Origin of the sequence: Microbacterium sp. NPDC012755 (genome assembly GCF_042901325.1) — a bacterium.
Lineage (GTDB): Bacteria > Actinomycetota > Actinomycetes > Actinomycetales > Microbacteriaceae > Microbacterium > Microbacterium natoriense.
The window spans coordinates 1,532,896-1,559,209 of sequence record NZ_JBIBCT010000001.1 but is presented as its reverse complement, the minus strand read 5'-3'; the positions used below and the strand labels follow the sequence as shown (position 1 = coordinate 1,559,209).

Here is a 26,314-nt window from a genome sequence, read left to right as displayed (position 1 = left end):
CTTCGCGCGACGCGGGACAGGACGGGACGGGAGCGGGAGCGGGACGAGACGGGACGGAACGGAACGCACGACGCGGCCCGGAGGAATCGTCCTCCGGGCCGCGTCGTGCTGCGGATCTGCGGGTCAGCTCAGCCGACGCCGCCTCGTCCACAGCACCGCACCGAGGGCCAGCAGACCCAGAGCGGATGCCGCCACGGCCGACCACAGCGAACCATCGGCTCCCGTCGTGGCGAGACCCGCCCCGGAGCCCGTGCCCGCACCGGGCGCGGACGTGACCGCCAGCCCGGCCGATGCGAGTTCGACGCCCTCGGCATCCGTCGCGACGAGCGTGTGGGCGCCCGCCGGGGTCGAGGCGGGAACCGTGATCGACAGCACCGCCTCGCCGTCATCGGACACCGTCGCCTCGCCGACCTTGACCGGCTCGGAGTGCAGCCACAGCTGCACGAGCTGACCGGGCTCGAATCCGCCCAGCTGCACGGTCAGCGTGCCGCCGGAGCGCACCGTCCCGACCGACGGGGTGACCTTCGGGTCCTTGGCCGGCTTGGCCTTCTTGACCTTCAGCTCCGCGCTCGCGAGCTCGGCTCCGGAGCCGTCCTTCACGATGACGCGGTGCTTCCCGACTGCGGCATCCGCAGGGATCAGCAGCGGGGTGGTGAGCGCTCCGTCGGCGTCGACCGCGGCATCCGCGATCTTCACGCCGTCGAGCCAGAACGACACGGTCGAAGACGGGGCGAAGCCGGTCAGAGTGGCCCCGACCGTCTCTCCCGCCCGCACCGAATCGGCGTCGAGAGCGAGCGCCGGGTCGGTCGCGGGGGTGCACTCGCCCAGGTCGTCGGCCGGACGCGCCTTCGGGGCGTGGCCGTCCTTCGGCGCGGGCGTGCCGTAGATCGCCATCTCGGCGATCGCGGCGAACTGCGTTCCCGAGATCGACGAGGTCGCGGTGACCCTGACGTACCGTGCCGACACGGAGGCGAAGTCGACGTCCTGCCAGTCGGCGACGTTCTTCCACTCCCCCGTGGCGACGTCTGTGAACGTCGCGCCGTCGGTCGAGACCGCCACCTGGAAGCCCTTGATGGGGCCGTTCTGGTTGGCTCCGCGACGCAGGTACGAGATGCCGTCGACCTGCTCGGCGCTGCCGAGGTCGAAGGTCACCACGTGCGGGTACGACGTGGCGTTCGCGCTCCAGCGGCTGTGCCAGAAGGTGCCGGCCTCGCCGTCGAGCATGTTCGCGGCCTTTCCGTCCTCGCCCTCGGTCTCCTCGGAGTTCGCGGATGCCGTGATCTGCGCGTTCGGGATGCGAGCACGTGACGCGACCGAGGTCTGCTGCACGGTCGACACGGTGCGCACGTCGCAGTCGACGAGGTACGTCGCCGAGATGCCGATGTCGACCGCGGAGCCGGCCGCCGCGGCGGGCGCCGTGATCAGCCAGGTCGTCTCGACGCTCGCGCCGGGGGCGACCTCGTCGAACAGGTTCGACGAGCCGTCGGCCACCTCGACCGTGTACCCCTCGGGCAGCGCGAGCTGCACGCCGATGTTCTCGGCGGTCAGCGCCTCGCTGTTCGTGAAGGTCGTGGTGAACGTTGCCTGCGCTCCGGGGCTCAGCACGGCGGTGCCGCCGGAGACCGTCGCGCACGGCGTGCCGCCCGCGGTCGGTCCGAGGTCGGTGACCGTGAAGTCGTCGAGCACGAAGTCGACGTCGGGTCCGCCCGTGCGCTCGAGTCCGACCCAGGTGTAGTCGCCGCATCCGACGATCACGTCCTGGCTGAACGCCGTGGTCTCCAGCGCCTGGGCGATCGGCGTGCGGCTCAGCGTGGTCGAGGCGACCTCGCCGCCCGCGACGACATCCGTGCCGGTGAGCCAGCGGTAGGCGCCGCTCGCTCCCGCCTGGTAGTCGAAGCCGATGCGGTACGTGTGCCCGGCCTGCAGCGGCACGAGCGTGGGGTCGGTCCGGTAGACGATGCCGTTGTTCTCCGAGTGCGACATGAGCGAGTGCTCACCGGTCAGGGTCGAGTCGACCGCGAGACCCGCGAGCGCACCGCCGGGGGCGAACGGGGATGCCGTGTTGCGCCAGTCGCTGCTCGTGTACGGGTCGTGACGGCGGGAGATGCTCGTGCGGGGGTCGTTGATGCCGCCGGAGCTCCCCTTCACGAACGGCCCCCAGCCGGCCTGGTTGCCCTCGAAGTCGTTCGAGTAGACGGTGCCCGCGGCTGCGGGAGCCGTGGTGTCGGTCATGATGCGCGCGTTGTCGATCCGCACCTTCGCGTCACCCGCGGCCGCAGACACCGAGACCGTCACCTGGCCGGAGGCCGGAGCGAGGAACGATGCCGTGCCGCGCTGGTAGTACTGCCCTGCCTTCGAGTCCGCAGCGGTGTAGTTGAACGTCGGGGAGAGGTTCCAGGTGCGCTGCACGGCTCCGGCACCGGTGTCGACCGCCACGGTGACGTCACGCGTCGCCGTCGGGTCGATCTGCACCTGCGCGGAGAACGAGTAGCGCTGGCCGGGGGTGAGCCCGGTCACGGTCTGGCTGATCGACGAGGCCGCCGCACCGAAGACCGCGATGTTGTCTCCGCGCGACTTGTTCTTGGCCGTGCCCTCGTTCGTGCGGGCCAGGGTCACATCGCCGCTCGGGTGCCAGACGTCGAGCGAACCGGAGTTGAAGCCGGGGTCGTCGAGGCCCGCGTCGTGGTACGTCACCGCGGCGCGCTGCGCTCCGCCCTGAGGCACGACGACGTAGGCCACGCCCTTGTCGCCGCTGATGGTGAGCTTTCCGCCGACCGCGTTCACCGTGCCGACCTTGACGCGGCCCTGGTCGCCCAGAGTGAAGACGTCGAAGGCGGTGTTGCCGCTGAAGGCGTCGGTGAGGCCGAACGTCTTCTCCCCGCCCGATGCGGAGTAGAAGTACATCTTGTCGGCATCCACCGGGGATCCGGCATCCGCGTTGGAGGCCAGCGACTGCCACGGCAGCAGGTAGGAGTCGCCGCGGAGCACCGTGGCGCCGTCCATCGTGATGACGCGCGTGCTGCCGTCCATCGAGATCTTCACGTCGTCGGTCAGCGTCGCGGCCTGCCCGGCCGTGTAGCTGAGCAGATCGAAGTGCTGGATGAACTTCGTCGGCAGGCTCTGGGTCCAGACGTTGTCGATGAAGCCGTCCCAGTTCTGGTTGCCGACCCAGCCCTCGGCGTCGACCAGGCGCTGCTGGCCGAGGAGGGCGTCGTTGTTCCAGATGTCGGCCTGCCCGTTCTGGATGAAGCGCACCATCGTGGAGTTGATGCCCTTGTTGGTCACTCCGCCATAGCTGAGGTCGTTGGGCCAGTGCGACCAGACCGTGTTGTCGACGAACTTGTCGCCCCACTCGGTCGCGACCTCGAGGCCCATGCCGTGCAGCTCGTCGGCGAGTTCCTCGGCGACCCAGCCGTTGGAGAAGTAGACGTCGATGTAGACGCCGCTGAGGCCGGGGACCTCGTCGCGCAGCTGCTGGAACCGGTCGAGCACGCGGCCCGAGCCGAGGTCGGCCTGCTGATTGATGTAGTACGACTGGTCGAGCCAGTTCCAGCCCGGCTTGTAGGGGGCGGCGCCGTCGATGATGGCCGAGTCGAAGGCGTTCGCCTGCGGGTACATCTCGGTCGCGTTGACGTGCACGCTCATGTCGGCGTTGAGCTTCGCGCCCTCGTCGACGAGGTGGTTGAGGTCGCCCACGCCGCCGGCGCGCTCGTTGAAGTTGTCGCCGTAGTCGGTGTTGGCCGAGTCGTGGCCCTCGCTGCCGAAGCCCTTGTTGAGCACCCACTGCCCCAGGCCGTCGGTCTGGTTCGCGATGCGCTTGGTGTTGTCGAGCGTGAGGTCGAAGTAGTTCGTCGCACTGGAGGCGAAGTTGAACGGGATGCGGCTGACGACGCGCTCCGCGACCCTGTCGGCCCCGAGGCGCGGGGTGTCGACCTCGCGGTAGCGGATGCCGGCGTCCTGCCAGTCGACCGCTCCGTCGCCGTTGCGGTCGCCCGCGAACAGCACGGTGACCTTCGGCAGCTCGTATGTGGTGACGCGGCCGTCGACCGCGGTCGTCGGGTGGATCAGCCACGTGTTCGAGCCGATCTCGGCCGTGCGCCCGTCGGCCTCCGTCACGCGGGTGAGGAGGCGGCTGTTCCACGAGGGGGTGCTGCCTGATGCCTGCGTGGTGGCGTTGGTGATGACGCTGCCGACGACCTCGCCGTTGCCGAGGAACGCGAAGGACGCGCCCTTCTGCCCCGTCGCCGTCGTGCCGCTCAGAGCGATGTGCTCATCGGCGTTCTTCGTGCTGTCGGGGCTGATCACGGTACGGTCGAGCATCGAGCCGGCATCCGATGCGCTGGTCGACAGGAACGCGTTGTCGGGCAGGCCGAGGGTCGTGACCGGCGCGGTGCCGTCGACGCCCGTGACCGCGAAGGAGACGGTGCCGTCAGCGGCGACGCGGATGCTGCTGCGCACCGTCACGTCGACACCGGTCAAGACCGAGACGTAGTCGATGCCGGATGCCGTCGACGTCGCCGTGGTCGTCGAGGCGTAGGAGGTGCCGTTGACGGCCCACTTGCCGCCCGACGTGCGCTGGCCGCCGATCGACGAGCCGCCGACCGCGTACCCCAGGATCTGCGGGAAGGTCTTCGACACGGTGGCCGTGGTGCCGCCGTTCGCGATCTGCACGGTCGCTCCAGCCGGCGGGGTGCCGGGGTCGGTGACGATCGGCGGAAGGGCCTGGTCGGAGAGGACCTCGATCTCGCCGGCGCCGCCGCCGTTGCCCGCGGGGTCCTGCGCGTCGAGCACGACGAGGGCGACGTAGCGCCCGGTCTTCGCCGTCGCGAGCTCGATGCGCTGCTTCTCGGTGTTGGCGGTGGGGGCGTGCAGGGTCGCCGTCCCCACGGCCGCACCCCACCCGCCGTCCTTCGGCGAGGTCGTCGCGACGGACGCGTCGTCTGTGACGTACACCTCGACGTTCTTCGCGTCGATGCGCTGGCCCTTCTTGCCCGAGTAGTCCAGCGCCTTCACGGAGATCGACCGCTGCAGGTCGATCGCCAGCCAGTGCGGAGCAGGGGCCGGGACCGTGTACCGCGAGACCCACTGCGTGGCGTAGTCGCCGTCGAATGCCCCGAGGGCGGTGCCGTCGAGAGCAGGGGGCGCAGGGTACGCGTCCGACTCGCTGGACACCGCCGCCAGGCGGTACTCGGTCTTGGGCACGGGGATCAGGTCGGCTGCCTGTGCGGGAATCGCCTGCACGGCGACTCCGCCGAAGACGAGCACGCTGGTCAGCAGTGAGCTGACCGCGCGCGTCGCGCGGGGTGGTCGGGTATGAGTCGACACGTCTTACCTCTCGAACGGGAGGTGCTCGGAGAGAAAGACGCTCCGATGCGCCAGGGTGGAGTCATCGCTCGCACGATGTTTGCGCAATCACTCTATGGGAGCACGTATTGATATTTCAATACTTTCCGGGGACGCGAGCGCAAACATTTACACGATCGACATCGGCCGCCCCGCACGTCGGGGCTCGCACGGCATCCATCGTTCGACGGAGAACGTCGTCAACCGTCCTCGCGATGTCGCCGCTCTCCCGCCCCTGTGGAGTGGAGGACATGACCGACTCCTCCGCGCGCCAGCGCCTCTCCGACCGTCTGACCTCACGACGAGGGGCCTGGATCTCCCTGGGGCTCGTCCTCCTCATCATGACCCTGCTCTTCGGCGCGTTCGGCTCGGCGAAGGCGCCAGGGGGCAACGCCCAGGCGCCCGCCGCATCGGAGTCGTCCGAGGCGGCGGCGCTCCTCGACCGGTTCCCTGACGCCGACCGGCAGTCGGTGCTGGTGGTCGCGTCACGCGACGACGGACGCGCGCTCACCGACACCGACATCGACGATCTGGAGAACCTCCTCCCGGTGCTCGAGCCGCATGCCGACGCCGAACCGACGGGCCCGATGGTGAGCGACGACGGCAAGGCCGCCGTGATCGCGACACCGATCCTCGTCGGCGACACGAATGCGGAGACGGCAGAGACGATCGACGCCCTGCGCACCGCCATCGCCGGAGAGACGCTCGAAGGGATGAGCCTGCAGGTCACGGGAGGCCCGGCCTTCGGGGCCGACGTCGCCTCCTCGTTCGAGGGAGCCGACTTCACCCTCCTGCTCGTGACGATCCTCATCGTCGCCGTGCTGCTGATCGTCACCTACCGCTCGCCGGTGCTGTGGCTGATCCCGCTGGTCGTCGTCGCGCTCGCGGACGGCCTGGCCGGACGCATGACCGCGGCGGCGGCATCCCTGTGGGACCTGCAGTTCGACGCCGGCATCATCAGCGTGCTCGTGTTCGGCGCGGGCACGAACTACGCGCTGCTGCTCATCTCGCGCTACCGCGAGGAGCTCTTGCTCTCCGACGACCACCGCCAGGCGCTGAGCACCGCCTGGCGCAAGTCCGCCCCGGCGATCGTCGCCTCGAACGCGACCGTCGTGCTGGCGCTGCTGACCCTGGTGCTCGCGGTGATCCCCGGCACGCACGGCCTCGGCATCACCTCGGCGATCGGGCTGCTCATCGCCCTCGGCTCCGTGCTTTTCCTCCTGCCGCCGCTGCTGGCCGTCTGCGGTCGCGGGGTGTTCTGGCCCTTCGTCCCTCGTCCAGGAGCGGCCGTCCGCCACGGCGGCGGCTGGCGACGGGCGGCGACACAGGTCGTGCGGCGCCCCGTGGTGAGCCTCCTGTCGGGAGTCGCCCTGCTCGCGGTCATGGCGGCCGGCCTCTTCGGCACGGCGGTCGGGCTCGACCAGCTCGACAGGTTCCGCGTGCAGTCCGAGTCGGCGACGGGACTCGAGGTGCTCTCCGCGCACTTCGCGCCGGGGGAGGCCCAGCCGATCCTCATCGTCTCGCACAGCGACGAGGCCGACGCCGTCATCGCCGCGGCGGAGGGCGTCGACGGCGTGGTGCGCGTGAACCCCGCGGGGACCACGGATGACGGCTCGCTGACGAAGATCAGGGTCATCAGCGAGTACGGCCCGAGCACCACGCAGAGCCTGGATCAGATCGCCGCACTGCGCGACGCGGTGCACGCCGTGGACGGCGCCGACGCGGTGGTCGGCGGTGCGGTAGCCACCGATCTGGACGCCAGAGAGGGCGGACAGCGCGACCTCCTGCTGATCGCCCCGCTGGTGCTCACCGTGAGCGTGGTGGTGCTGCTGATCCTCCTCCGCTCCGTCATCGCCCCCGTGCTGCTGCTCCTCGTGAACGTCGCGAGCGCCCTCGCCGCGATCGGCGCCGGAGCCTGGCTGAGCCGGGTGCTCTTCGGGCAGCCCGCGCTCGATCTGCAGGTGCCGCTCCTCGCGTTCCTGTTCCTCGTCGCTCTCGGCATCGACTACACGATCTTCCTCGTGCACCGTGCGCGCGCCGAGGCGTCCGTCCACGGCACCCGCGACGGCATGGTCGAGGCGATCGCCCACACCGGAGGCGTGATCACGAGCGCCGGGATCGTGCTCGCCGCCGTGTTCGCCGCCCTCGGCGTGCTGCCGCTCGTCACCCTCGGTCAGCTCGGGCTGATCGTGGGCGTCGGTGTGGTGGTCGACACGCTCGTCGTGCGGACCGTGATCGTCCCGGCGATCTTCGCCCTCGTGGGCGACCGCATCTGGTGGCCGGGGCGGCCTGCGGTCAGGAGCCGATGAACTCCTCCGGCGGGCCGAACGACGGCTGCTCGCGGATCTCGACGGCCGCACCCAGGCCGTCGAGATCGAGCACCACGACCTCGTTGGCCCCCTCGCGCCAGAGCGGCGCCGGCGCGTACAGCGTCTCCTGCGGACCGATCTTCCAGTAGCGGCCGAGCAGGAAGCCGTTCAGCCACACCATGCCCTTCGAGCCGCCGGGGAAGGCGAGCCACGCGTCGAGAGGTTCGGCGACGTCGAGGCGGGCCACGGCCACTCCGTCGGCGGAGGGGGTTCCGGACGCGGCATCCGGAGCCCCCTGCGGCACGATGCGGTGGGTCCAGCCGTTCACGAAGCGGCGTCCGACCATGACGGACCCCATGATGCCCTTGCCCTCGCCCGTGCGGGGGCCGTAGTTGATGCGGCCGAGGCTCTCGACGATGATCGTGAGCACGCCGCGACCGCCGGCTGCCGGAAGCGCGAGCGACGTCTGCGCATCGCGGTCGAGGGTGCCGAGCCGCGCGTCATCGAGGAAGACCGTGGCGCGGTCGTGCAGCCCGTCGATCGTGAGCGTCGCATCCGCGGGGAACGACACGGGAGCCTCGTAGACGACCAGGCCGTCTTCGGCGCCGAGCTGTTCGAACGTGCGCGGCATCGGCGTCGAGCCTCCGGTCACCGGAAGCGCGCGCACGACGTCGAGAAGAGAGCGCACGGGGACGAGCGGGGCGGATGCCGCGGCCTGGCGTCGCGGGTCCGCGGGGATCTCCGGCAGCTCGCCGTCGTGGAAGGGGGCGAGCATCGCGCGCAGCGCATGGAACTTGTCGTTCAGCGTGCCGTCCTCGCCGATCGGGGCGTCGGAGTCATAGCTGGTGACGGTCGGCTGCAGCACCCGGTCGTGGTTCGCGCCGTTCCACAGCCCGAAGTTCGTGCCGCCGTGGGCCATGTACAGGCTGACCGAGCCGCCCTCGGCGAGCAGATCGCCCACGGTGCCGCCCATGCTGGCCGCGGAGCGGACGTGGTGCCGTTCGCCCCAGTGGTCGAACCAGCCGCCCCAGAGCTCGCTGCACATCAGCGCCTCGTCGCCGCGGCGCAGCTCGACCGCCTTCGCCACACCGGTGCCGAAGGTGAAGGTCGTCATGGCTCCAGGGACGCTGCCGTGCTCGATCATGTCGGACGTGATGCCGTCGGCCGTCGTGAGCATCTCGACGATGCCGCGCGCGCGCAGTCCGTCGCGCAGGTGCACGAGGTGGGCCGCGTCGCTGCCGAAGGAGCCGTACTCGTTCTCGATCTGCACCGCGACGATCGGCCCGCCGTGCGCCGCCTGCAGAGGGGCCAGTCGCGGGATGAGCTCGTCGTACCAGGCGTCCACCGCCGCGAGGTACGCGGGGTCGCTGGTGCGCAGGGCGTCCACCCGACCGGAGAGCCAGAACGGGATGCCGCCGTTCGACCACTCGGCGCAGATGTAGGGGCTGGGCCGCACGAACACGTCGAGGCCGACCTCGCCGGCGAGGCGGATGAAGCGCTCGATGTCGCGCCAGCCGTCGAACCGCACATCGCCCTCGGTGCGCTCGTGGAAGTTCCAGGCGACGTAGGTGTCGACGGTGTTCGCGCCCATCGCCGCGAGTCGGCGGAGGCGGTCCTCCCACTGGTCGGGGTGGACGCGGAAGTAGTGGATCGCGCCGGACAGGATGCGGTGAGGCGCACCCCGGCGGATGAGCTCACCGGCGCGCCAGGACAGGGCGGGACCGGAGGAGGGTGCCGCGGGCGCCGGGTCGGCGAGAGTCGCGGTCGGGCCGTCGACAGCGGCGGCGAGAAGGTCGGACATAGCGCTCCAAAGACGAGTGTTTGCGTTCACATTATCGCATCATGACCCGCCTGAGTTACTGAGATTCCGCCGATTGATCGCTACCATTGAGACATGTCACCTCGCCGTCACCAGGAAGACAGGGCCCCGAGTCAGGTCGATGTCGCCAAGCTCGCGGGCGTCTCGACGCAGACCGTGTCCCGCGTGATGTCCGGCCAGGACAACGTGCGGGCCGACACCGCCCGACGGGTTCTCGCCGCCGTCGACGAGCTCGGCTACCGTGTGCACGCCGCCGCGGCATCCCTCGCATCCGGGCGCACCCGCGTGCTCGGCGTGATCGTCGTGTCGACCGACCGCTACTCCTCCGCGGCGCTCGGCGTCGGCATCCAGCAGGCCGCCGCCGCCAACGGCTACACCGTGTCGACCGCCGCCGTCGCCGACCACGCATCGACCGAGGCCTTCCTCGAGGCGTTCGACCGGCTGGAGCGGCAGGGCGCCGAGGGCATCATCCTCGGCGTGCCCGTCGAGCTGGAGACCCCCGCCATGCGGATGCGCATGGAGCGCACTCCGGCCACGCGCAGCGAGCGCACCTCGCTCGACGAGGACGCTCCCCTCGCCGTCGACCAGCGCGCCATCGCCAGGCTCGCCGTCGAGCACCTGCTCGACCTCGGCCACGAGACCGTGTGGCACGTGTCCGGCGACGACTACTGGACCGAGACGCAGCAGCGCAGCGAGGCCTGGGAGCAGACGCTCCGCGACCGCGGCATCGTCCCTCCGCCCGTGATCCCCGCCGACTGGACCCCAGAGTCCGGCTACCGCGCCGGCCGCACGATCGCGGCGATCCCCGAGGTCACCGCGGTCTTCGTGTCCAGCGACGAGATGGCCTTCGGCCTCATCCGCGCCCTGCACGAAGCGGGCCGCAGCGTGCCGGAGGACGTCTCCGTGGTCAGCGTCGACGACATCGCCCTCGCGGCCTACGCCTCCCCCGCCCTCACGACCGTGCGTCAGCCGTTCGAGGACATGGGCCGCGCCGCCGCACTGCGCCTGATCGCGCAGATCGAGGGGCACGACGCGATCGGGGACATGCCGTCCACCGATCCGCAGCTCGTCGTCAGGTCGTCGACCGCTCCGCCGCGCGCCTGACCGGGCGCACCGTCACCAGCGCCCGTACCGGCGCTCCCACTCGTCCTCGATCGTGCGACGACGTCCGGCGATCCAGCCGAACGGGCACGCGACGACGAGCGCGCCGGCGAGGAGCAGCAGCGGAACCTGCCACCCTCCTGTCGTCTCGTGCAGCAGGCCGATCGTCAGGGGGAACAGCGCGGCCACGCCGTAGCCGAGGCTCTGCACGAAGCCGCTGAGGGCCACGGCGCTCTCGGGAGTTCGGGCGCGGATGCTCAGCAGCACCAGGCTCAGCGGGAACATGATCGCGGTCAGTCCGAAGATCATGACCCACAGCGCGAGGGCCGCGGTCGGGAAGAGCAGGAGGCCGGCGAGGCCGACGAGCCCCGCGCCGACCGCGAAGAAGAACAGCGGCCTGGTGGCCTGATACCGCACCACGAGGATCGGCACGAGCATCGAGCAGGGCAGGCCGACGAGCGCGAACGCCGACAGCAGGAAGCCCGCCGTCGCCGGAGTGACGCCGCCGATGTCGACGAGCATCGTCGGCATCCAGGCGAACGACGCGTACGCCATCGACGAGGATGCCGCGAACACGACCGCGAGCGCCCAGGCCAGCGGCAGCCGCCACAGCCTGCCGAAGATCCGCGGGTTCGCCGACGCCGTGGTGATGGGGCCGGTCGCGACGGCCACGGCATCCTGCGCCGACGCCTCGCGGACGATCGCCGGCCGGTCGCCAGCGGGCTCCTCCGCCACATCCGGGGTCGTGCGGTTCGTGACGAGCATCGTGATCCACGGGATGAGCGCGACCGCGGCGAAACCGCCCCAGATGCCGAGCGACACGCGCCAGCCGAGCGTGTCGGCGATCGGCACGGCCACCAGCGGCGGCAGGAAGGTCGAGACCGCCATCGTGGTCGAGTAGACCGTCATCATGACGCCGAGACGGTCGGGGAAGTACTTCTTCACCAGTGGCGGGAGCAGCACGTTGCCCGAGCCGACGCCGGCGAACACCACGGCGGTCGCGGCGAGCAGCGTCGTCGAGTCCACCGCGAAACCGCGCAGCAGGAGCCCGGCGGCCATCAGCCCGATCGCGAACACCGCGACCCGCTCCAGCCCGAAGCGACGCTCGAACAGCGGGGTCACGATGCCGAAGATCGCGAAGCACACCGGAGGCGCGGCGCCGATCAGACCGACGACGACGGGCGACATCGGGAAGTCCCGTGCGATGTGGTCGATCACCGGAGACAGCGACGCGACCGCGGATCGCAGCGAGAACGCGACGAGCACGATCCCGAGCAGGGCCAGTGCCCGACCCTCCCAGAGCGGCCGGCTCGCAGGCGTACCCAGGGATCCGGTCATCAAGAGGTCTGCGACCCCTCCACCCACGCGAGGTACTCGTCCGACACGGTGCCGGTCACGTAGCGTCCGTCGAAGCAGCTCATGTCGAGCTCGGTCACCGCCGAGCCCTCCGTGATCGCGGCCTTGAGGTCGTCGACCTCCTGGTACACGAGGTGGTCGCAGCCGAGCACCTCGGCGATCTCGGGGATCGTGCGGCCGTGCGCGATGAGCTCCTGACGCGACGGCATGTTGATTCCGTAGACGTGCGGATGCCGCACCGGAGGCGCCGCGGAGGCAAAGGTCACCGAGCTCGCGCCGGCATCCCTGGCCATCTGGATGATCTCCTTCGACGTCGTTCCCCGGACGATCGAGTCGTCGATCAGCAGGACGTTCTTGCCCTGGAACTCGGTCGACATGGCGTTCAGCTTCTGCCGCACGCTCTTCTTGCGCACCGCCTGGCCGGGCATGATGAAGGTGCGGCCGACGTAGCGGTTCTTGTAGAAGCCCTCGCGGTACTCGATGCCGAGCTTGCGGGCGACCTCCATCGCGGCGGGGCGCGACGAGTCGGGGATCGGCATGACGACGTCGATCTTGTCCATCGGCACGTGCTTGGCGATCGTGTCGGCGAGGCGGTCGCCCATGCGCAGGCGCGACTCGTAGACCGAGATGCCGTTCATGACCGAGTCCGGACGCGCGAGGTAGACGTACTCGAACGCACAGGGCGCCAGGGTCGGGTTCTGCGCGCACTGCCGGGAGAACAGCTCGCCGTCGTTCGTGATGAACACGGCCTCGCCGGGCTCGACCTCGCGGACGACCTCGTAGTCGCCGTTCTCGAGCACGAGCGACTCGCTGGCGACGACCCATTCGTCGCGGCCCTCCGCGCCCTCCACGGTGGACGGACGGCGACCGAGGATCAGCGGACGGATGCCGAAGGGGTCACGGAACGCGAGCAGACCGTAGCCGGCGATCACGGCGATCACGGCGTACGCGCCCTCGATGCGCTCGTGGGTGCGCTCGACGGCCTCGAACACGCGCTCCGGGTCGAGGTCGACCGTCGAGGTGGTGTTCTGCAGTTCGCCGGCGAGTACGTTGAGCAGCAGCTCGGTGTCGCTGGAGGAGTTCAGGTGGCGGCGGTCGCGCTGGGCCATGTCGGCCGTCAGCTCGCGCGTGTTCGTGAGGTTGCCGTTGTGGATGAGGATGATGCCGTAGGGCGCGTTCACGTAGAACGGCTGCATCTCCTCCTCGTTCGACGCCGTGCCCTTCGTCGCGTAGCGCACGTGGCCGAGGCCGACGTTGCCGAGGAGCGCGCGCATGTCGCGGGTGCGGAACGCCTCGCGCACCATCCCCTGCGCCTTCGCGTTGTGCATGACGCCGTTCGACTCTGCGGTGGCGATGCCCGTCGCGTCCTGGCCGCGGTGCTGCAGCAGGAGGAGAGCGTCGTAGATGTCCTGGTTGACCGGGGCCGTTCCGACCATTCCGACGATGCCGCACATGGGGTGGTTATTTCATCCGTTTCTTCAGTGGGAGGAGTAGGCGCCCACGAGGCGCACCGCTCCGCCGTCGACGCCCTTGGCGCCCTGTTCGAACTCGCCGGCCGGACGCGCGCCGAAGCCCACGGTCGCGACCTGCCAGGCGGGCATGCCCTCTGCGGCGAGCGCAGCGATGGCGGCATCCTTCTTGTCCTGCGCGATCACCGCGAGGAAGCCGATGCCGAGGTTCCAGGTGCCCTCCGCCGACTCGAGCGTGGAGCCGGCGATGTCGCTGAGCACGCGGAAGACGGGGCTGGGCGACCACGTGCCGCGGTCGACCTCCGCCCAGGTGCCCTGCGGGAGCACGCGCGCGAGGTTCGCCGCGATGCCGCCGCCGGTGACATGGCTGAGCGCGTGGACGCCGCCGCCGAGCGCGTCGATGAGGCGCAGCAGCGGGAGCGTGTAGAGGCGCGTCGGCTCCAGGAGCGCTTCGCCCCAGGTGGTGCCGAAGTCGGCCGCGGTGTCGGCGTAGCTGATGCCGGCGCCGGTGACGATGTGGCGCACCAGGGAGTAGCCGTTGGAGTGCAGGCCGCTGGACTGCACGGCGAGGACGACATCGCCGTCCTGCACGCGCTCGGCGCCGAGGATGGCGTCGGCCTCGACCACACCGGTCGCAGCGCCCGCGACGTCGTAGTCGCGCGGTCCGAGCAGACCGGGGTGCTCTGCCGTCTCGCCGCCGACGAGCGCGGTGCCCGTGGCGGAGCAGGCCTCGGCGATGCCGCGCACGATGTCGGCGATGCGCTGCGGCACGACCTTGCCGCACGCGATGTAGTCGGTCATGAAGAGCGGCTTGGCGCCCACCACGACGATGTCGTCGACGACCATGCCGACCAGGTCCTGCCCGATCGTGTCGTGCTTGTCGATCGCCTGGGCGATCGCGACCTTGGTGCCGACGCCGTCTGTGCTGCTGGCCAGCAGGGGCCGGCGATAGCCGAGCAGCGCGCTGGCGTCGAAGAGGCCGGCGAATCCGCCGACACCGCCGAGCACTTCGGGTCCGTGCGTCGCGCGCACGGAGGACTTCATCAGCTCGACGGCGAGATCGCCTGCAGCGGTATCGACGCCGGCTTCGGAATAGGGATTGGTGGGGGAGGCAGCCACCCCTCGATCCTACCGTCAGCCGCGACCCCCGAACTCCGGAAGACGAAGAGCGGATGCCGCACTCTCCCCATACGATGGGGCCATGTCCGACAAGCCGCAGTGGCTGATCCGCGAAGACGCGAGCGTGCCGGTGCTCGTCGCGCTCGCGCTGCGGCAGTCCCTCGGCATCCGCACGCCCTCCGACCTGCCCAGCCTGCGGGATCTGCCGGTGCGCGCCCCGGATGCGGTCGACGCCGCTCCGCTCGTCGAATCGCAGTGGCGGGACTACTGGGACATGACCGTCGAGCCGCGCGCGCATCACTCCGGCGTCCCGCTCGAGCTCGTCGACGGGTTCGACACGCTCGTCGCGCTCCCCGCGACCGGCGCCGAGGAGCTCACCGCGGCGATCACGCCGTTCGCGGCATCCGCCCTCGACTACGCCAGATCGGCGCACGACCGCTACGTCTCGTCGCTGCACGGCCCCTCGGCGGGCAAGCCGGGCACCGGCGGAGACTCCTACCGGGCGTACGCCAGCGCCATCGCCGAGTTCGAGCGCGAGGTGGGGCGCCGCGCGCACTCGTTCGAGCTGAACGTGCAGGTGCTGCCGCTCTCGCAGCGGGGCATCTGGTGGATCGGCGCGCTGTCCGTCGCCGTGACCGACGGTCTGCGGCGCGACGTGGTCGCCTTCGACGGGGCGATCCGGCCGATCATCGCCGAACTCGCCTGAGGCGAGGGTCTCGGGTCAGTCGTTCTCGATGATGGTCTCGCGCTCGACGCGGACCACCCGGTCTCTGCGGCGCGCGACCCGCTCCGCGATGAGACCGGCGACGCCGCCGAGGGCGAGGCCGATCGGCGCGGTCCACAGCAGCAGGAATCCGAAGACCTGGCCGGGAGGGTAGACGACGTCGAGGGCCTCCGAGGGCTGGAAGCTGCCCGCGAACGTGAGGATGCCCGCGACGATCACGCCGACGACGACGCCGATGCCCATGAACACGCCGTAGCGCGGCACGCGGCGCACGGTCGCTTCGACGGTCTGCTCGGATTCGCTGGGGGCCATGCATCCATTGTCCCACCGCGGGGCCGTGGTGCTCGCCCCCTTCTCCGTGCCGTCGCGGCGCCTCCGTCGGAGCCGCACGGGCCGAGGAGCCGGATGCCGACGCGAGTCGCCCTCCCCGCGCGGGCGAGGAGGGCGACTCGCGGCGCTCAGGCGTCGGCGGAGGCCTCGACGGCCGCGGTCTCGCCCTTGCCGCGACGGGCGATCAGTACGCCGCCTCCGGCGATCAGTACGACGAGCACCAGACCGCCGACGATCCAGGCCCACACCGGCGCCCCCTGCACATCAGGGACAGCCGTGACCGCGGTCGCCGCCGCACTGCCCTCCGACTCGCTCTTCTCCGGGGCGACGGGCGCGGAGCCGCAGTCGGCGCCCACGGGGATGACGGCGCTCACCGGGTCGAGCTCCTCGCCGGCCGCGTAGGTGCCGAACGCGGCGGCTCCGGCGTCGGTGAGGGTGGTGGGCACGGCGTCAAGCGTGATCACCCCGTCGGCGAGCGCGGCATCCGGCACCGCGAACTCCGCGAGGCGAACGCCCTGCTGATCGACGACCTCCCCGGACTGCGTGGTGCCCGCGATGTCGAACACGAGGTAGCCGGTGGATCCGGCGAGCTCGACCCTGGCGTTCGACAGCGTCGTGTTCAGCGCGCCGTCGTGACCGGTGAAGGCGATGCCGCCGCCGTAGCCGATGAGGCCGGCGCCGCTCTCCCCGTCGAAGGTCCCCGTGCCGTTCGCCCACACGAACTGCGGGTACTCGTACGCCACGTCGGTGAGTGTCCACCCGCCCCTGGCGATGCCCTCGATGTAGGTGCGGAACGACTCCTTGTAGCCCCAGTTCAGGGTGGCGCCCTCGACGGTGCACGCGCCGATCGCCGCCGTCGTCCTGGCCAGGGTGAATGCCAGCCCGCGGTCGACCGAGCCCTGCAGCGTGAGGGTGTGGTCGCCGTCGGCGAGGGTGGCCGGGAGGGTTCCGGTCCACGAGGCGATGCCCGCGGCATCCGCCGTCACGGTGCCGAGCACGACCGGAGTCGAGTACACGACCACCTTGATGCCGGTCTCGCCCGATCGGAACCCGGATGCCGAGATCGTTGCCTCCTCGCCGGCCTGGAGCGCGGCGAGGTCGTCGGCGCTGATGTCGATCCCGGTCGACGCCGGCGGGGTCTGCGGGAGCGGCTTGGCCTTGACCACCGCGGCGGCGGCGACGGTCCCGGTGGTCCCGGCCGGTGCGGCCGCGGCCGATCCGATCGTGAACGTCACGGGGTCGAGGGCGGTCGTGTAGCCGGCGAGCACCTGGTCACGCCCAGCGGACGTGAGCGCCGCGGGCGCCGCACTGTACGTGACAGCGCCGTTCGCGGAGATCCGCGCCGCCCGTGAGAGGTCGAGCGTCGCGAAGGCGACCTGCGTGCCCCCGCTGGTCACGAAGAGCGTCGCGGCATCGGCCGAGGTGATCCGGATCTGCGGCTGCGAGACCGTCACGTCGAGCACGCCGTGGTGCCCGGTGAACCGCACGGCGCCGACGTACGAGACCGTGCCGAGGCCGGTGCCCTGGTCGTAGGTGCTGCCCGTCGCCTGACCGAACTGGAACTGGCCGCCGGAGCGGGTGGCTCCACCCGACACCTCGATCGCACCCTGGGCGATCGGACCGGTGATGTAGCTCGTGAAGGAGGAGGAGACGGCCCACTTCAGCGCGCCACCGGGGACGGTGGTCGGCGGCGTGGTCGGGGTGGTCGGGGTCTCGGGCTCCGGCTGGGTGAGAGCCTTCCACTGCTCGGGACTGATCGCGACCGTGGAGCGCGCGAAGATCGTCGCTGCCGACGGCACCGAGTGCTGCCGCCACACGATCACCTCGTAGGTCTTCGCCGGGTCGAGCTCGGCGGCCTTCGCCGTGAGGTCGACGGAGAAGGCCCCGGCGGTGATCTTCTGCACCCACTGCATCGCGAGGAATCCGCCGCCGGCCGTGACCTCGGCCTCGGTGCCCGCCTCGATCAGCGCGGCGTAGGCGCCGGTGACGTCGCCGAGTCGGGATCCGGATGCCGTGACGGTCAGACCGTCAGCCGCCGTCGCGCTCTTCACGCTCGTCGAGAGCGAGGAGGCGAGGCCGTAGTCGAGGGCGACGCTGCGCTCCTGGTCGGCGTTGACGACACCGCCCGCGCCGTACGTGTAGACACCGTACGAGCCCGGGGTCGCGGGCGTGTCCTTCAGCGTCAGCGTCGCCTGGAACGACCCGTCGGCGGAGATGTCGGCCCACTGCGCCCGGATCGTCGGCTGGTACTGAGCGGGCACCTGATTCAGCACGCTCTCGGCGAGCGCCCACGCCTGCGTCCCCACCGAACGGGTCGCGGATGCCGCACCCTTCGACGGCTGCCAGGTCGCGGCGAAGTTCCCGAACACCACATACGTGCCCTGCGGCAGCGTCGACGGAATCGGCGCCCCACGACCACCCACGTTCGCCGTCGGGTCATACCCTGTGCCCTTCACGACGACCCTGTCACCTGCCTTGAGCGCGACACCGGTCGCCGGGGTGACACCGTCGGCGAGGAACACCGAGAGAGACGGAGATGCCGGAGCCGTCGTACCCGGGTCGGTGCCCGGCTCGGTGCCGGGGTCAGTGCCCGGATCGGTACCGGGATCGGTCCCGGGGTCAGTGCCCGGATCGGTTCCAGGAACGGGGCCGAAGACGGCATCCCACTGCGCGCCGCTGATGCTGACGGCGCCGCGGCCGTAGATCGTCGTCGCGTCGGGGTTGGAGTGCTTCGCCCAGACGAGCACCTCGTAGGTCTGGGTGCGGTCGAGCGTGTCGGCGGATGCGGTCAGCGTGAACGCGCTGGCGCCGGTCGTGACGACCGGCATCGTGAACGCCGCGTACCCGCCGCCTCCTGTCAGCCCTCCTTCGGTTCCCGTCACGATCAGCGCCGCATACGCTCCCGTGGCATCGGCGGGGAGGCCCGAGGCCTGCACCTGCACGGAGACGCCGCTGGAGTCCGCCGAGCCGACGCTGACGGAGACGATCCCGTCGGCGGCGAGCGCAGGCTGCGCGGCCGCGAGTCCGGCGACGATGAGGAAGAGCGATATCAGGGCGGCGAGGCCTGCGCGGAGGCGCGTGCTCGCCGTGGGGGCTGGGGCTGTGTCGTTCACGGATTCTCTCCGGACTCCGGGGCGCGCGGGCACACGCGCCGGCGGTGCCGCTGTGCAGTCGGGCGGGAAGGGTAGATGTTGGTTAGGCTTAGCTAAGTCGCATCATCTCCGACAGTAGACGGACGTCGCAGGGCGCGTCAACTTTTAGGTTAGCCTTGCCTAATGCGTCGTACTCTCGTCGTCCTCCTGGTCTCCACGCTCGCCTTCGGCCTCTCCGCCTGCGACGGCGCCGGAGCACCGGCCTCCCCCGCGGTCTCACAGGACGACTGCCCCGCGGCATCCGTACCCCTGGCCTCGCTCGACCTCGTGAAGGACGTGCGCACCGCGAAGGGGCAGTCGACCGCCTGCCTTCCCAGCCACGCCATCGAACCGGTCTCCGACGAGACCGCCCCGAAGCTCCCCGTGACGGTGACCGACAGCGAGGGGCGCGAAGTCACCGTGACGGATGCGGACCGCATCCTGCCCATCGACATCTCCGGCACGATCTCATCGACCGTGTTCGCCCTCGGCCTCGGCGACCGCGTCGTCGGACGCGACTCGTCCACCGACTTCCCCGGCACGGAGGAACTGCCCGTCGTCACGAAGTCGGGCCACACCCTCAACGCCGAGGCCATCCTCGAGCTGGCGCCCACCGTGGTCCTCACCGACACCACGATCGGCCCGAAGGAGGTCAGGCAGCAGCTGCGCGACGCCGGCATCGCGGTCGTCGTGATCTCCAGCGACCGCAGGCTCGACACCACCGACGAGCTCGTCACGGAGATCGCCGCGGCGCTCGGCGTCCCCAGCCGCGGGAACGCCCTGATCGAGCGCCTCGACGCCGGACTCGACGACGCGATCACCGAGATCGCCGAGGTGACCCCCGCTGCGGAATCCGACCGGGCGCGGATGCTGTTCCTCTACGTGCGCGGCAGCGCGAACGTCTACTACATCTTCGGTGAGGACTCGGGCGCCGATTCGCTCATCGACGCGGTCGGCGGGATCGACGTCGCGGGCGAGATCGGCTGGCAGGGCATGAAGCCGATGACGGCGGAGGCGCTCGTCGAGGCGCAGCCCGATGTGATCGTCATGATGACCGACGGACTGGAGTCGGTCGGCGGCGTCGATGGCCTCATCGAACGCATCCCCGCCGTCGCCCAGACCCCGGCCGGCGCCCACCGCCGAGTGATCGACATGGCCGACACCGAGGTGCTCAGCTTCGGCCCGCGCTCCGCCGACGTCGTCCTCGCGATCGCCCGCGCCCTCTACGCCCCCGAGACGACGAAGTGACCGGAGAGGTCGTCACCCCGACGCCGACGACGCACCGGGGCCTGCGGTTCGCGCTCGTGCTGATCGGGCTGATCGCGGCCCTCGTCCTCACGTGCGTCGCGTCGATCACGAGCGGTCAGTACCAGCTGTCGCCGTCGGGCCTCGTCGGGGTGCTCCTGCACGGCATCGGCATCGACACCGCGTGGGCTCCCGACAGCGCCACGGACTACGGCGTCATCTACAGCATCCGACTCCCCCGCCTCGTGCTCGGCCTGCTCGTCGGCGCCGCCCTCGCCGTCTCCGGGGTGCTCATGCAGGCGATCTTCGGCAACCCGCTGGCGGATGCCGGAGTCGTCGGCGTCTCCTCCGGCGCGGCCCTGGGCGCCGCGGCGAGCATCACCCTCGGGCTCGCGTCGTTCGGGATGTGGACGACACCGGCGTTCGCATTCCTCGGCGGGCTCGTCGCCGTGATGGCGGTCTACCTCATCAGCCGATCCGGCGGGCGCACCGAGGTCGTCACGCTGCTCCTGACCGGCATCGCGATCAACGCGATCGCCGGCGCCGGGATGGCCTTCCTGACGTTCCTCGGCACGACGTCGACGCGCGAGCAGATCGTCTTCTGGCAGCTCGGGTCGCTCAACGGCGCGCTGTGGTCGCACTCGGCGCTCGTCGCCCCGCTGGTCGCCGTCGGCGTGATCGTCGCGCTCGTCGTCGCACCGGGCCTCGACCTCTTCGCACTCGGCGAGCGCACGGCCAGGCACCTCGGCCTCAACGTCGAGCTGCTGCGGATCGTGGTGATCGTGACCGTCGCCGTTCTCGTGTGCGCGGCCGTGGCCTTCGCGGGGATCATCGGGTTCGCCGGACTCGTCGTGCCGCACCTCATGCGCATGATCATCGGCCCCGCGCACCTGCCCCTCGTGATCGCATCGGCGTTCGGCGGGGCGCTGCTGATCTCGCTGGCCGACCTCGTCGCGCGCACCGCCGTACCTCTCGCCGACCTTCCGATCGGCATGATCACGGCGCTCGTCGGCGGCCCGTTCTTCCTCTGGTTGCTGGTGCGCACCCGACGGCGCTCGGGAGGTTGGGCATGACCGTGCGTCTCAGCGGCACCGGCATCACGGTGCGCGTGGGCGAGGGGCGGACCATCCTCGACGACGCCGCGATCGACGTCAGGGCTGGCGAGGTGCACGCGCTGGTCGGGCCCAACGGGGCGGGCAAGTCGACGCTGTTCGGCGTGCTCGCCGGTGACGTCTCCGCCGCGGGAGCGGTGGCGCTCGACGGACGCCCGCTCGGCGGCATCCGTGCGCAGGAGCTGGCCAGACAGCGCGCCGTGCTGCTGCAGGAGAACGCGGTGACCTTCCCCTTCACCGTCGAGCAGGTGGTGCGGATGGGGCGGGCGCCGTGGGCGCGCACGCCCTCGTCCGCCGAGGACGACGACATCGTGATCGCCGCGATGACGGCGACCGAGGTCCTGCCCCTGGCCCTCCGCGCCGTGACGTCGCTCTCCGGCGGCGAGCGCGCTCGGGTGGCCCTCTCACGCGTGCTCGCTCAGCGCACCGGCATCCTGCTCCTCGACGAGCCGACCGCCGCCCTCGACCTCAAGCACCATGAAGACGTGATGCGCCTGATCCGCGAGCAGGCCGCCGATGGCGCGGCGGTGGCGATCGTGCTGCACGATCTGAACGCGGCCCTCGCCCACGCCGACCGCGTCACCCTCCTCTCGAACGGACGGGTGGCGGCATCCGGCATACCGTCCGAAGTGCTCACCGCCGCCAGGATCGAGCAGGTCTACGGGCAGCCGGTCGACGTCTTCCCCCACCCCTCGACGGGGATTCCCCTGGTGGTGGCGCGGCGCTGAACCGGGCGGGTGCGACCGGGTCAGGGACGCAGGGGCAGCACCTCGGCCAGGTCGGCGCGGGTGCCGGATGCCTGGACACGACCGGATGCCGCGGCATCCGCCCATCGCTCCGTCCCGGTCGCGACGGCGATCCAGGTGGCGGCGTCCATCTCGACCACGTTCGGCGGGGTCCCGCGCGTGTGCCGCGGCCCCTGGATGACCTGCACGGCGCCGAAGGGCGGGACGCGCACCTCCACGGTGCCTCCCGGCGCCTTCTCGTCGAGCAGCTGCAGCAGATAGCGCACGGCCGTCGCCAGGGCGGTGCGCGGCGGCTTCTCACCCGCGGCATCCGCGGCGCCGACGGCGGCGAGCGCCGCACGTCCGTCGATGATGTCGATCCTCTTCGGGGGCATGGGATCAGGGTACGCGGCGGGGGCCCCGCTCGGCGGGGCCGGCGCTTGTCGGGAGCGCACAAGATCCGCGCCCCGTCCCTGCCCGCAGGCTTAGGCTCGAAGCGATGACTCCGAACGAGACCCTGCACGGGGCGCGCGCCGAGCTGATCGCGGCAGCGCAGCGCAGCGCGCGCTGGGCGGCGCCGTTCCCTCCGACCGACGACGGCGCGCACGCGGCATCCGTCCTGGTGCTGTTCGGCATGCTCGACAGCATCCCCGCCCGCACCGACGAGCTGACGGTGGCGGCCGACCTCGACGTGCTGCTGCAGCGACGTGCGGCGACCCTTTCGTCGCACCCCGGCCAGGTGTCGTTCCCCGGCGGGCGCAGGGAGGAGCAGGACGCGGATGCCGTCGCCACTGCGCTGCGCGAAGCCGAGGAGGAGACCGGGCTCGACCCGGCAGGCGTCGAGGTGCTCGCGACACTGACGGAGCTGCCCCTCGCCGCGAGCAACCACCTCGTGACCCCCGTGCTCGGCTGGTGGAGGTCGCCGTCGCGGGTCGTCGCGGTCGATCACGCCGAGACCGTCGAGGTGTTCCGCGTGCCCGTCGCGCACCTGCTCGACCCTGACATCCGCTTCACGTCGACGATCAGCCGCATGGGCCGCACGTGGAAGGGCCCGGCGTTCGACGTGGACGGCACGATCGTGTGGGGCTTCACCGCTATGGTCCTGGACGCGCTGTTCGACGCCACCGGCTGGACCATCCCCTGGGACCCCACGGTCGAGCGGCCCGTCACGGTCTGAGCCACCCGCTCGGGGGCTTGAGCCGCACCGGGCCGAAATCCGGACGCGCGGCCTCGGTAGTCTGGACGGGTGAAGATTCTCGTCCTCGGTTCCGGTGCCCGTGAGCACGCGATCATCCTCGCCCTGCGGGCCGAGCCGACGGAGCACGAGATCTTCGTCGCCCCAGGCAACGCCGGCATCGCGCAGGACGCGACCCCTGTCATGGTGGACCCGCTCGACGGCGCCGCGGTGACCGCGTTCGCCAACGAGCACGCGGTCGACCTCGTCGTCGTGGGGCCTGAGGCCCCGCTGGTCGCCGGCGTCGCCGACGTGCTCCGCGCGCACGGCATCCCCGTGTTCGGACCGGGCAGGGCGGCGGCCCAGCTCGAGGGGTCGAAGTCGTTCGCGAAGCGGATCATGGATGCCGCGGGCGTCCCCACCGGCCGCGCCGTGCGCGCCGCCACCGTCGCCGAGGTCCAGGCCGCATTCGACGAGCTCGGCGCCCCGCACGTCGTCAAGGCCGACGGTCTCGCCGCCGGCAAGGGCGTCATCGTGACCTCCGACCGCGCCGAGGCGCTCGCGCACGCGGAGCACTACCTGCCCTCCGGCCCCGTGCTCGTGGAGGAGTTCCTGTCGGGCCCCGAGGTCTCGCTGTTCTTCCTCAGCGACGGCGACACCGTGCGCGCGCTCAGCCCCGCGCAGGACTTCAAGCGTGCTCTCGACGGCGACGAGGGCCCCAACACGGGCGGCATGGGCGCGTACTCGCCGCTGCCCTGGCTCGATGAGCAGTTCGGCAGCGAGCGCGCCTTCGTCGAGGAGGTCACGCGCGACGTGGCCCTTCCCGTCATCCGCCGGCTGGATGCCGAGGGCACGCCGTTCATCGGACTGCTCTACGCGGGCCTCATCCTCACGCCCGCCGGCGTGCGCGTGATCGAGTTCAACGCGCGGTTCGGCGACCCCGAGACGCAGATCGTGCTGCCGCGCCTGGTCACCCCGCTGTCGGAGCTGCTGTTCGCCGCGGCATCCGGCACCCTGGAGGACCAGCCGGAGCCCGTCTTCAGCGACGACGTCGCGATCACCGTCGTCCTCGCGAGCGAGGGCTACCCCGAGGCGCCGCAGACCGGGCGTCCGATCGAGGGTCTGGCGGATGCTTCGGCCGTCGAGGGCGTTCGCCTCGTGCACGCCGCGACCGCCAGCCCCGACGCCCCCGGGGGCTCGCTCGTCGCGACGGGTGGCCGGGTGCTGAACGTCGTCGCCGTGGCATCCGACTTCCGCACCGCGCGCACCCGCGCCTACGAGGCGATCGCGAAGATCTCCCTCGACGGGTCGCACTACCGCACCGACATCGCCGCCCGCGTCGCGGAGTAGGCGCGCGGCGCCGTGCCGCGGCATCCGTTCTTCGGATGATCGCGCGTTTCTCGGAGGATTCCTGCCTGATCGTCCGAGATTCCTGCCATTCTCCGAACTCCCGCACGCTCACTCTTGACAGCCCTGGCTTTCTTCAAGAAAGTTAGCGGATGCCGCTCCGCTCCGACTGGTCCTCGGCGACCTGCCCGATCGCCCACTCCGCCGACGTGCTCGCCGACCCGTGGGTGCTGCTGATCCTGCGCGAGATGTTCTCCGGACGCACGCGCTTCGACCAGCTGCGCGCGGCCACCGGAGCCGCCGACTCCGTGCTCTCGCGGCGACTCACGGCCATGACCGACGCGGGTCTCGTCGAGCGCGAAGACCCCGCGGCGGCGCGCGCCGGCTATCGGATGACGGATGCCGGACGCTCCACGCTTCCGATCCTGCACGCCTACGCCCGCTTCACCCAGGTCACCGACCCCGATGGGCCGTGGGGCCTCACGGTCACGTGCGGCCGGTGCGGGGCGACCGCGGCATCCGTCGACTGGTGCGCGGTCTGCGCCGCTCCCCTCGACGCGGACAGCACCCGATGGTCACGCCGCAGCATGGGCGGAGAGCCCTTCGCCCTCACCGGATCGAGCGCGGCGCCCGGCTCCACCGGGGCGAGCTCCCCCTCCGAGGCCACCGGATCGAGCGCCGCATGACCGCCGAGTCCGTCGAGGAGCCGACCGGCACCCGCCGCCGCATCCACCCCGCCTGGATCGTCGCTCTCGTCGCCCTGATCGCGCTGATCGGCGCCGCGGGGTTCCGCGCCGCCCCCGGCGTGCTGATGCTCCCGCTCCAGGAGGAGTTCGGGTGGACCACGGCGGAGCTCTCCCTCGCCGTCACCGTCAACCTCCTGCTGTTCGGCCTCACCGCTCCGTTCGCCGCCGCGCTCATGCAGCGCTTCGGCATCCGCGCCGTGACCGTCACCGCGCTGCTGGTCATCGGCGCGGGGTCCGCGCTCAGCGTCTTCGTCGCCACCCCGGCGCAGCTGATCCTGACGTGGGGTGTGCTGATCGGCCTCGGCACCGGGTCGATGGCCCTCGTCTTCGCCGCCACCATCACCGACACGTGGTTCGCCACCCGTCGCGGACTCGTCTCCGGCGTGCTCACCGCGGGCAGCGCGACCGGCCAGCTCATCTTCCTGCCCGTCATCGCGGCGACCGCCGAGGGCGTGGGCTGGCGTGCGGCGTCGCTCATCATCGCAGGAGGCGCTCTCGCCGTGGTCCCGCTCGTGTGGATCTTCCTGCGCAATCGACCGGCCGACCTCGGCGTCGGCCGGTACGGCGAGACGGCGCCGGTCGCGGCATCCGCCCCTGCTCCCCGCGGCAGCGCCTGGGGCGCGGCTCGACTCGCCCTCACGACGCTGCGCGACGCCGCCCGCACCAAGACGTTCTGGGCGCTGGCGATCGGCTTCGCGATCTGCGGCGCCACCACCAACGGCCTCATCGGCACGCACTTCATCCCCAGTGCCCACGACCACGGGATGCCGACGACCACGGCGGCCGGTCTCCTCGCCGTCGTCGGCGTCTTCGACATCGCGGGCACCGTGCTCTCGGGGTGGCTGACCGACCGGGTGAATCCCCGCATCCTGCTCGCGGCGTACTACGCGCTGCGCGGGGTGAGCCTGCTGTTCCTGCCGAGCCTGCTGTCGGCGTCGGTGCAGCCCAGCATCGTGGTGTTCATCGTGATCTACGGTCTGGACTGGGTCGCGACCGTGCCGCCGACGATCGCCCTGTGCCGCGAGGTCTTCGGCGAGCGGGGTCCGCTGGTCTTCGGCTGGGTGTTCGCCGCGCACCAGGTGGGTGCCGGCATCGCGTCGGTGCTCGCGGGCATGGTCCGCGACCACACCGGCCAGTACACGATCGCCTGGTTCGCCGCCGCCGGCCTGTGCGCCGTCGCGGCCCTCGTGAGCGGCACGATCCGCCGGCATCCCACCCCCGCCCCGGACCCCGTGACGGTCGACACGACCCCCTGACCCGCTCC

The 26,314-nt window shown here is 71.3% G+C and carries 18 protein-coding genes; 10 read left to right on the top strand and 8 right to left on the bottom strand.

The genetic code is table 11. The features are described 5' to 3' along the window. Positions 1-123: 123 nt before the first annotated feature. A complete protein-coding gene (locus tag ACFY5A_RS07280) occupies positions 124-5,325 on the bottom strand; it encodes an endo-alpha-N-acetylgalactosaminidase family protein (protein WP_387232740.1) in 5,202 nt (1,733 codons plus the stop codon). A gap of 269 nt (positions 5,326-5,594) precedes the next feature. On the opposite strand from ACFY5A_RS07280, the gene ACFY5A_RS07275 reads away from it, so the two are divergent. Beyond that, entirely contained in the window at positions 5,595-7,652 is a 2,058-nt protein-coding gene (locus ACFY5A_RS07275) for an MMPL family transporter (RefSeq protein ID WP_387232737.1), read from the top strand. Here ACFY5A_RS07275 and ACFY5A_RS07270 read toward each other — a convergent pair. After that, on the bottom strand, positions 7,639-9,453 hold the full coding sequence (locus ACFY5A_RS07270) for a beta-galactosidase family protein (protein ID WP_387232735.1): 1,815 nt from the start codon (positions 9,451-9,453) through the stop codon (positions 7,639-7,641). The two genes, ACFY5A_RS07275 and ACFY5A_RS07270, sit on opposite strands and share 14 nt — an antisense overlap. A gap of 93 nt (positions 9,454-9,546) precedes the next feature. Between ACFY5A_RS07270 and ACFY5A_RS07265 the strand changes: the two genes are divergently transcribed. Then, the gene (locus tag ACFY5A_RS07265; RefSeq protein WP_341940507.1) at positions 9,547-10,575 is read left to right on the top strand and encodes a LacI family DNA-binding transcriptional regulator; all 1,029 of its coding nucleotides are present in this window, start codon (positions 9,547-9,549) and stop codon (positions 10,573-10,575) included. Between the two features lie 12 nt (positions 10,576-10,587). Here ACFY5A_RS07265 and ACFY5A_RS07260 read toward each other — a convergent pair whose 3' ends face one another. From ACFY5A_RS07260 to purM, 3 genes are read right to left on the bottom strand one after another with little or no spacing between them, the layout of a single operon-like run. After that, positions 10,588-11,910: an MFS transporter gene (locus ACFY5A_RS07260; protein WP_341940508.1), complete on the bottom strand. Its 1,323-nt coding sequence runs from the start codon at positions 11,908-11,910 to the stop codon at positions 10,588-10,590. After that, positions 11,910-13,382 carry an amidophosphoribosyltransferase gene (purF, locus tag ACFY5A_RS07255; protein ID WP_105676697.1) on the bottom strand — a complete coding sequence of 491 codons (1,473 nt, stop codon included), beginning with the start codon at positions 13,380-13,382 and terminating at the stop codon, positions 11,910-11,912. Before purF ends, ACFY5A_RS07260 begins: the two co-directional genes overlap by 1 nt. A 24-nt stretch (positions 13,383-13,406) precedes the next feature. Beyond that, entirely contained in the window at positions 13,407-14,516 is a 1,110-nt protein-coding gene (gene purM, locus ACFY5A_RS07250; RefSeq protein WP_105676696.1) for a phosphoribosylformylglycinamidine cyclo-ligase, read from the bottom strand. A gap of 82 nt (positions 14,517-14,598) precedes the next feature. Between purM and ACFY5A_RS07245 the strand changes: the two genes are divergently transcribed. Beyond that, positions 14,599-15,222, top strand: coding sequence for a zinc-binding alcohol dehydrogenase (locus ACFY5A_RS07245; RefSeq protein WP_341940509.1), 624 nt, complete (start codon positions 14,599-14,601; stop codon positions 15,220-15,222). Between the two features lie 15 nt (positions 15,223-15,237). Here ACFY5A_RS07245 and ACFY5A_RS07240 read toward each other — a convergent pair whose 3' ends face one another. Continuing rightward, positions 15,238-15,552, bottom strand: a complete 315-nt coding sequence (locus ACFY5A_RS07240; protein WP_105676693.1) for a potassium transporter Trk — start codon at positions 15,550-15,552, stop codon at positions 15,238-15,240. 146 nt (positions 15,553-15,698) lie between these two features. Next, the gene (locus ACFY5A_RS07235; RefSeq protein WP_387232732.1) at positions 15,699-18,683 is read right to left on the bottom strand and encodes an HtaA domain-containing protein; all 2,985 of its coding nucleotides are present in this window, start codon (positions 18,681-18,683) and stop codon (positions 15,699-15,701) included. Positions 18,684-18,845: 162 nt separating this feature from the next. Between ACFY5A_RS07235 and ACFY5A_RS07230 the strand changes: the two genes are divergently transcribed. Genes ACFY5A_RS07230 through ACFY5A_RS07220 form a run of 3 tightly spaced genes read left to right on the top strand, consistent with a single transcriptional unit; the run spans position 18,846 to position 21,786 of the window. After that, a complete protein-coding gene (locus tag ACFY5A_RS07230) occupies positions 18,846-19,949 on the top strand; it encodes a hemin ABC transporter substrate-binding protein (RefSeq protein WP_387232729.1) in 1,104 nt (367 codons plus the stop codon). Then, complete coding sequence (locus ACFY5A_RS07225) at positions 19,946-21,019, top strand: iron ABC transporter permease (RefSeq protein ID WP_341940512.1); 1,074 nt, start codon at positions 19,946-19,948, stop codon at positions 21,017-21,019. Before ACFY5A_RS07230 ends, ACFY5A_RS07225 begins: the two co-directional genes overlap by 4 nt. After that, positions 21,016-21,786: a heme ABC transporter ATP-binding protein gene (locus ACFY5A_RS07220; protein ID WP_387232723.1), complete on the top strand. Its 771-nt coding sequence runs from the start codon at positions 21,016-21,018 to the stop codon at positions 21,784-21,786. The genes ACFY5A_RS07225 and ACFY5A_RS07220 overlap by 4 nt, the downstream gene beginning before the upstream one ends. 20 nt (positions 21,787-21,806) lie before the next feature. On the opposite strand, the gene ACFY5A_RS07215 is transcribed toward ACFY5A_RS07220, so the two are convergent. Beyond that, a complete protein-coding gene (locus ACFY5A_RS07215) occupies positions 21,807-22,178 on the bottom strand; it encodes a sterol carrier family protein (RefSeq protein ID WP_387232720.1) in 372 nt (123 codons plus the stop codon). Between the two features lie 104 nt (positions 22,179-22,282). Here ACFY5A_RS07215 and ACFY5A_RS07210 point away from each other — a divergent pair, with 104 nt between their 5' ends. From ACFY5A_RS07210 to ACFY5A_RS07195, 4 genes are all read left to right on the top strand, one after another. Then, positions 22,283-22,960 (top strand): NUDIX hydrolase, encoded by a 678-nt coding sequence (locus tag ACFY5A_RS07210; protein WP_387232717.1) that lies wholly within the window; start codon positions 22,283-22,285, stop codon positions 22,958-22,960. Positions 22,961-23,029: 69 nt separating this feature from the next. After that, entirely contained in the window at positions 23,030-24,307 is a 1,278-nt protein-coding gene (gene purD / locus ACFY5A_RS07205; RefSeq protein ID WP_387232714.1) for a phosphoribosylamine--glycine ligase, read from the top strand. 149 nt (positions 24,308-24,456) lie between these two features. Beyond that, positions 24,457-24,990 carry a winged helix-turn-helix transcriptional regulator gene (locus ACFY5A_RS07200; RefSeq protein WP_387232711.1) on the top strand — a complete coding sequence of 178 codons (534 nt, stop codon included), beginning with the start codon at positions 24,457-24,459 and terminating at the stop codon, positions 24,988-24,990. After that, on the top strand, positions 24,987-26,306 hold the full coding sequence (locus ACFY5A_RS07195) for an MFS transporter (RefSeq protein WP_387232708.1): 1,320 nt from the start codon (positions 24,987-24,989) through the stop codon (positions 26,304-26,306). The genes ACFY5A_RS07200 and ACFY5A_RS07195 overlap by 4 nt, the downstream gene beginning before the upstream one ends. The last annotated feature ends 8 nt before the right edge of the window (positions 26,307-26,314 follow it).